The organism is Ginsengibacter sp. (assembly GCF_057362405.1).
Window position 1 is genome coordinate 1 of the sequence record NZ_JBMQQG010000112.1, and the last position, 5,494, is coordinate 5,494.

Annotated in this window: 5 protein-coding genes and 1 tRNA gene; 3 read left to right on the forward strand and 3 right to left on the reverse strand. The window is 39.4% G+C overall.

Features of this window, described 5'->3' with window-relative positions; genetic code table 11:
• Window positions 1–362 precede the first annotated feature (362 nt).
• The gene (locus ACO1O5_RS09500) at window positions 363–1,943 is read left to right on the forward strand and encodes a M1 family metallopeptidase (protein WP_486269613.1); all 1,581 of its coding nucleotides are present in this window, start codon (window positions 363–365) and stop codon (window positions 1,941–1,943) included.
• Window positions 1,944–2,012: 69 nt separating this feature from the next.
• Here the strand turns inward: ACO1O5_RS09500 and ACO1O5_RS09505 are convergent, their stop codons facing one another.
• Entirely contained in the window at window positions 2,013–2,336 is a 324-nt protein-coding gene (locus ACO1O5_RS09505; protein WP_486269614.1) for a hypothetical protein, read from the reverse strand.
• A gap of 243 nt (window positions 2,337–2,579) precedes the next feature.
• On the opposite strand from ACO1O5_RS09505, the gene ACO1O5_RS09510 reads away from it, so the two are divergent.
• Together ACO1O5_RS09510 and ACO1O5_RS09515 are read left to right on the forward strand one after the other, a co-directional pair.
• Window positions 2,580–3,647 (forward strand): cytochrome-c peroxidase, encoded by a 1,068-nt coding sequence (locus ACO1O5_RS09510; RefSeq protein ID WP_486269615.1) that lies wholly within the window; start codon window positions 2,580–2,582, stop codon window positions 3,645–3,647.
• A 177-nt stretch (window positions 3,648–3,824) separates the two neighbouring features.
• Window positions 3,825–3,898, forward strand: a tRNA-Pro gene (locus ACO1O5_RS09515).
• A gap of 141 nt (window positions 3,899–4,039) precedes the next feature.
• On the opposite strand, the gene kduI is transcribed toward ACO1O5_RS09515, so the two are convergent.
• Together kduI and ACO1O5_RS09525 are read right to left on the reverse strand one after the other, a co-directional pair.
• Window positions 4,040–4,870 carry a 5-dehydro-4-deoxy-D-glucuronate isomerase gene (gene kduI / locus ACO1O5_RS09520; protein WP_486269616.1) on the reverse strand — a complete coding sequence of 277 codons (831 nt, stop codon included), beginning with the start codon at window positions 4,868–4,870 and terminating at the stop codon, window positions 4,040–4,042.
• A 32-nt stretch (window positions 4,871–4,902) separates the two neighbouring features.
• Window positions 4,903–5,494: SDR family oxidoreductase (locus tag ACO1O5_RS09525; protein WP_486269617.1), on the reverse strand; the 592-nt coding region annotated here is incomplete at its 5' end.

Below are 5,494 nucleotides of genomic sequence, written 5' to 3' on the forward strand. Positions count from 1 at the left end.
ACAAACATTAATCAAAAGATCCAAATCCATTGAAAAGAGCCCGTTTTACCGAATCCATGAAAACCAAATAATCCGATATCAATCAACTTCTTTTCTTCTTTATCCAATACCTGTAAGAAACTAACAAAGTATCCAAAAAAAACCAGCCAATAAAATGGCCATCCAATTTATCCTGTAAAAAATTTACCCCTGGAATTAAAATTATTCCTGAGAGCCCTGCAAAAAGCAGGGTTTTTTATTGTGGGTTTATCAGGCTTCCACAAAATTCCTGTAACTTAAATCGACTAACGTAATAGTATACGCGATCATTTTTTTGTGCAAATACTTTTACCCGGAATACAAATAAAACTTACTTTCAAATAATGAAAAAAATAATAATAGTCTTGCTCGTTTTTATAAGTACCCGCCTCGTTGCCCAGGACAAATATTGGCAGCAGTACCTGCATTTTAAAATAGCTGCGCAGCTAAACGACGACGAAAAATCAATTACCGGGTCAGAAACGATTGTATATAAAAACAATTCGCCGCAGACACTTACCTATATATGGTTTCATCTTTATCCCAATGCGTATAAAGACGAATCAACCGCCTTGTTTCAACAGTTAAAAACTGATACAGAAAGAAAAGATAAACTGAAAGATTATGCGCCCGGATTTATCAGCGGGCTTGCCTTCACAGTTAATGGCAGCATCGCTAAAACGGAGGCTCATCCTAATCCTGCATACACCGATATAATTAAAGTGTTGCTGGCAGAACCTTTACAGCCCGGAGATTCAGTAATTATTGCCACTCCTTTTAAAGTGCAGTTGCCTTCTTACTTTTCAAGATCCGGCTATGAAGATGGTGAGTTTATGGCTTGCCAATGGTATCCAAAACCAGCAGTGTTTGATAAAGATGGCTGGCACGAAATGCCCTACCTTGATATGGGCGAATTTTATAGCGAATATGCATCGTATAGCGTGGATCTAACGGTGCCTTCTGATTATGTAGTGGGTGCAACCGGGGTTTTACAAACAACGAAAGAAGCCGATGCATATAAAACTGTAGGTAGTTATAATATTGCTCATAGCGGTAACAGCCCGCAATTGTATCAGGTGGTTTCTGCTGAACCAAATAAAACACTCAGTTATTATGCTGACAGCGTTCCTGATTTTGCATGGTTTGCCGATAAAGATTTTGTTATTGAATATGACACAATGCGTTTACAATCGGGTAAAATAATAGATGCATTCACTTATTATCATAACCATAAAAATACGGTATGGAACAAAAGCATTGAGTACGTAAAAGATGCAGTAAGGCATTATGGAAAATGGATCGGCGAATATGATTACCCGGTGGTGCAGGCAGTTGAGGGCCCAAAAAATAATTCAAGTGGCGGCATGGAGTACCCTACAATTACACTTATTACAAGCCCGGATGCTAAAGCCGAAACGCTTGATGCGGTAATAGCTCATGAAGTGGGCCACAATTGGTTTATGAGCATGCTGGGGACTAATGAGCGGGATCACGCCTGGATGGATGAAGGGCTCAACAGCTATTTTGAATTCAGGTATGAAGCTGAAAAATACAGGACTAATGCAGTATTTGGAGAACAGATTCCGGCAGACATTAAAGGACTCAGCGAGCAGGATTTCCAGGCCACTGTTTATTTGAATTTGTTACAGATACCCATTCACCCCGCTATGGAAACAACCTCTGCAAAGTTTAAAAATGAGGAGGACTATTCACTCGCGGTTTATGTAAAACCGGCCGAATGGATGTATATGCTTGAAAAAAAGATTGGCAGAGATAACGTTGATAGCGCTTATCATATTTATTTTAGTGAATGGAAATTTAAACATCCGCAATCTGCGGATATGAAAGCATCTTTTGAAGAAGCCTTGCATGCGGATCTTGATAAATATTTCGCATTGCTTGTCATGGAAGATAAGCTGGAATAATCTTTCTTTTTGCAATAGATTCTTTACCGGGTATTTCTTTCGCTTAATTCTTACTGTTTCATAAAGAAATTATGCACCGGGGTTAATCTCTGATGTCGGACTTGCGGGAACGTCGCTCTTAGAATTCGATTTAAAGAAATCTTCAAAATGCTGCTCTGCACCAGGAAAATGTTCTTTGAACATATCTGTTGCTTTATTCTTTAAATCGCTAAAGTAATTTTTCGCGGTGGTGCCGGCACTTTCTGCTTCATCCTTCAACTTATGAAATTTATCTTTTAAAGAGTCTGCCATTTTTTGCTTTTCTTCTTCTGTCATTGTGCTGTATTTGTAAGCGCCGAATGCGGCTGCAGCACCTAATAAAATGGTTGCAAGATGTTTATTATTTACGCTCATATGATTAATTTTTATTGTTGATGGTATAACAATAAATCTGCCATAAAAATAGCATGACCTGTTGGCGGTTTATTTTTTCTTTTGCCTTGATCAGGAGCAATCCGAATGTTCTCCTACCCCTATCAGGTTCGAAATTTTTAAAGATTATAAAAACTCATTTAATAACCACGATCAGATTATCAGATGAGTGGGGTCAGCATTTCTCGCCTGTTGGCATTTTAGTTTTGCAACAAAGCTTATTATATGAAAAAGAAGATTGTAGGTATAGTGCTTTGCGCTACAATTGCTTTCTTTTCTTGCACTCAATCTGGCAAAAAAGAATCAACTAAAGCTGTGGCTAGCGGCACACAAACTGAAGATTCCACACTTAATCTTGCCCGTGGTTTTTTTAAGCCATTACCGGCTCTTGCAGATAATAAAGATAATTCAGTTACTGCTCCAAAAATTAAGCTGGGCAAAGTATTGTACTATGATACCCGTCTTTCCAGAACGGGAAATAATAGTTGTAATTCCTGTCATAACCTTCTAACTTTTGGGGTAGATAATAAGGCTACGTCTACGGGTGATGCCGGCAAGCAGGGAACCCGCAATTCACCTACTGTTTTTAATGCAGCACTTCAAAATATGCAGTTTTGGGATGGGCGTGCAAAAGATGTGGAAGAACAGGCGGGTATGCCCATTTTGAATCCTGTTGAAATGGCTATTCCGCACAAAGGTTTTCTAGTTGACAGGCTTAATAAAATTCAATTATACCAGGATATGTTTAAAGCGGCTTTCCCGGGAGAAGCGAAACCTGTTACTTACGAAAATTTGCAAAAAGCGATTGGAGCTTTTGAACGCACGCTGCTTACACCATCGAGGTTTGATAAATATATGCAGGGTGATGTGAATGCCATTACACCGGAAGAAAAAGCGGGGTTAAAAGTTTTTATTGCATCGGGATGTGTTAGCTGTCATAACGGTGTAGGAATCGGTGGAAGTACCCTGCAACGGTTTGGACTGGTAACGGATTACCGTACCCTTACAAACAGCAAAGTTGATGATGAAGGAAGGAAAGCAGTGACCAAAAATAAAACGGATAAGGATGTATTTAAAGTTCCCGAATTGCGCAACACTGCTGGCACTTATCCTTATTTTCACGATGGCAGTATAGCCAGTTTGGATTCTGCTGTAAAAATTATGGGAAAAGCCCAATTAAATAAAAACTTATCCAATAAGCAAACAAAACAAATTGTTGCTTTTTTAAATTCTTTATCCGGAGATGTGAACCCGGATGCAAAAACAATGCCTTCTGAACTTATAAAAAAATAAATCTGCAAAATCGTATTGAGAGCCGTTACTTTCTACAAAAACCACCTAAAGCTATATAATTCAATGTCTGCGTTTCCGAGCTATCCTGGATTGTTGGTTCTGGTGCCAGTAATTTGTTGCACATGCTTAGAATTCAGAAGGTAATCCTATTTTTGGTTTGAAAAATAAATTGTGATTCGGGATGTAGCGCAGCCCGGTAGCGCACTACGTTCGGGACGTAGGGGCCGCTGGTTCGAATCCAGTCATCCCGACTAAGCTGATTTCTTTTAAATTAAAATCCCGCAAAACACTTTGTTTGCGGGATTTTTTATTTTAAGCTTGTCAGTTAAATTCAAATGAGGCGGCCGATTCGGTTACACTGTTGGTATTTCTTTGGTCACAGGGTATTGATTTTACAATATTTCTGTTATTGGAGCCGGGTCCATGTCAGTATAGGTGTAATTTTCACCGGCCATTCCCCAAATAAAACCGTAATTAGATGTTCCGCAACCCGCATGAATAGACCACGGCGGTGAAACTACTGCTTCATGATTGGCAACAACAATGTGTCTTGTTTCTTTCGGCTCACCCATAAAATGAACTACCCGGTGTTCTTCTGGCACGTCAAAATAAAAATAAGCTTCCATCCTACGGGTATGCGTATGCGCAGGCATCGTATTCCAAACACTTCCTTCGGCAAGCATGGTTAATCCCATTACCAACTGGCAACTTTGTATACCATCTGCATGAATATATTTATAAATAGTTCTTTTATTGGCAGTTGCAGACGCACCCAATTCAACAGGTGACGTTTCTTCTTTTCTCATGAGTCTTGTCTCACAATCCCGATGCGCCGGAGCCGACAATAAATAAAATATAGCGGGGTCATTTTTATCAATGCTTTCAAATAAAACTTTTCGGGTACCCTTCGTTATATATAAGGCGTCAAGCTTACCTAATTCATATTTTGCACCTCCGGCAGTAATCCTTCCTTTACCGCCAACATTTATAATACCTAACTCTCTTCTTTGCAGAAAATAATCTGCACGTAACTCTTCATCGTTAGGCAGTTCAATAGTTTTTGACACAGGCCTGGCACCACCCACAATCATCCTGTCATAATGCGAATAAATTAAATTCACCTGGTCATCTTTCATTAATCCACCCATCAAAAAATTTCCCCGGAGCTCATTGGTAGTCATTCTTTTTGTTTCCGCAGGGCTGTTTTGAAATCTTATTTCCATATTTTACTTATTAGTTTTTTAAAAGATAATTATCATCTGCCCATCCATCCACCATCTACTGTTATGATTGATCCATTAATATAATCGGAAGCGGGAGATGAAAGAAAAATATAAGCGCCGGCCATATCACCGGGAGTTCCCCAGCGATTGGCGGGAATCCTTGATAATATTGCGGCATTTCTTTCAGGGTCTTCCCGAAGCTGAATGGTATTATCTGTGGATATATACCCGGGAGCGACGCCATTTACATTAATGCCTTTTGATGCCCATTCGTTGGCAAAGGCTTTAAGCAATACAGCAATAGCACCCTTACTTGCGGCATATCCCGGCACATTAATGCCGCCCTGGAAACTTAATAAAGAGCAGGTAAATATTATCTTCCCGGATTGTTGTTCTAACATTTGTTTCCCGATTTCCCGGGTGATGATAAACTGGGAATTTAAATTAATGTCGATAATCGTATCCCAGTATTCATCAGGATGTTCAGCGGCGGGTTTTCGCATGATATTGCCTGCATTGTTCACAAGAATATCAATCCTGGCATGATCTGATTTTACTTTCTCCAAAAAAGTATACAACGATTTCCGGTCAGAAAAATCAGCCGAATAAGGATAAAACTTTTTG

Excerpts from the sequence above, each read along its gene's own strand:
- ACO1O5_RS09500 (WP_486269613.1), top strand. The coding sequence starts at position 363 with ATGAAAAAAATAATAATAGTCTTGCTCGTTTTTATAAGTACCCGCCTC.
- ACO1O5_RS09505 (WP_486269614.1), bottom strand. The coding sequence starts at position 2,336 with ATGAGCGTAAATAATAAACATCTTGCAACCATTTTATTAGGTGCTGCA.
- ACO1O5_RS09510 (WP_486269615.1), top strand. The coding sequence starts at position 2,580 with ATGAAAAAGAAGATTGTAGGTATAGTGCTTTGCGCTACAATTGCTTTC.
- kduI (WP_486269616.1), bottom strand. The coding sequence starts at position 4,870 with ATGGAAATAAGATTTCAAAACAGCCCTGCGGAAACAAAAAGAATGACT.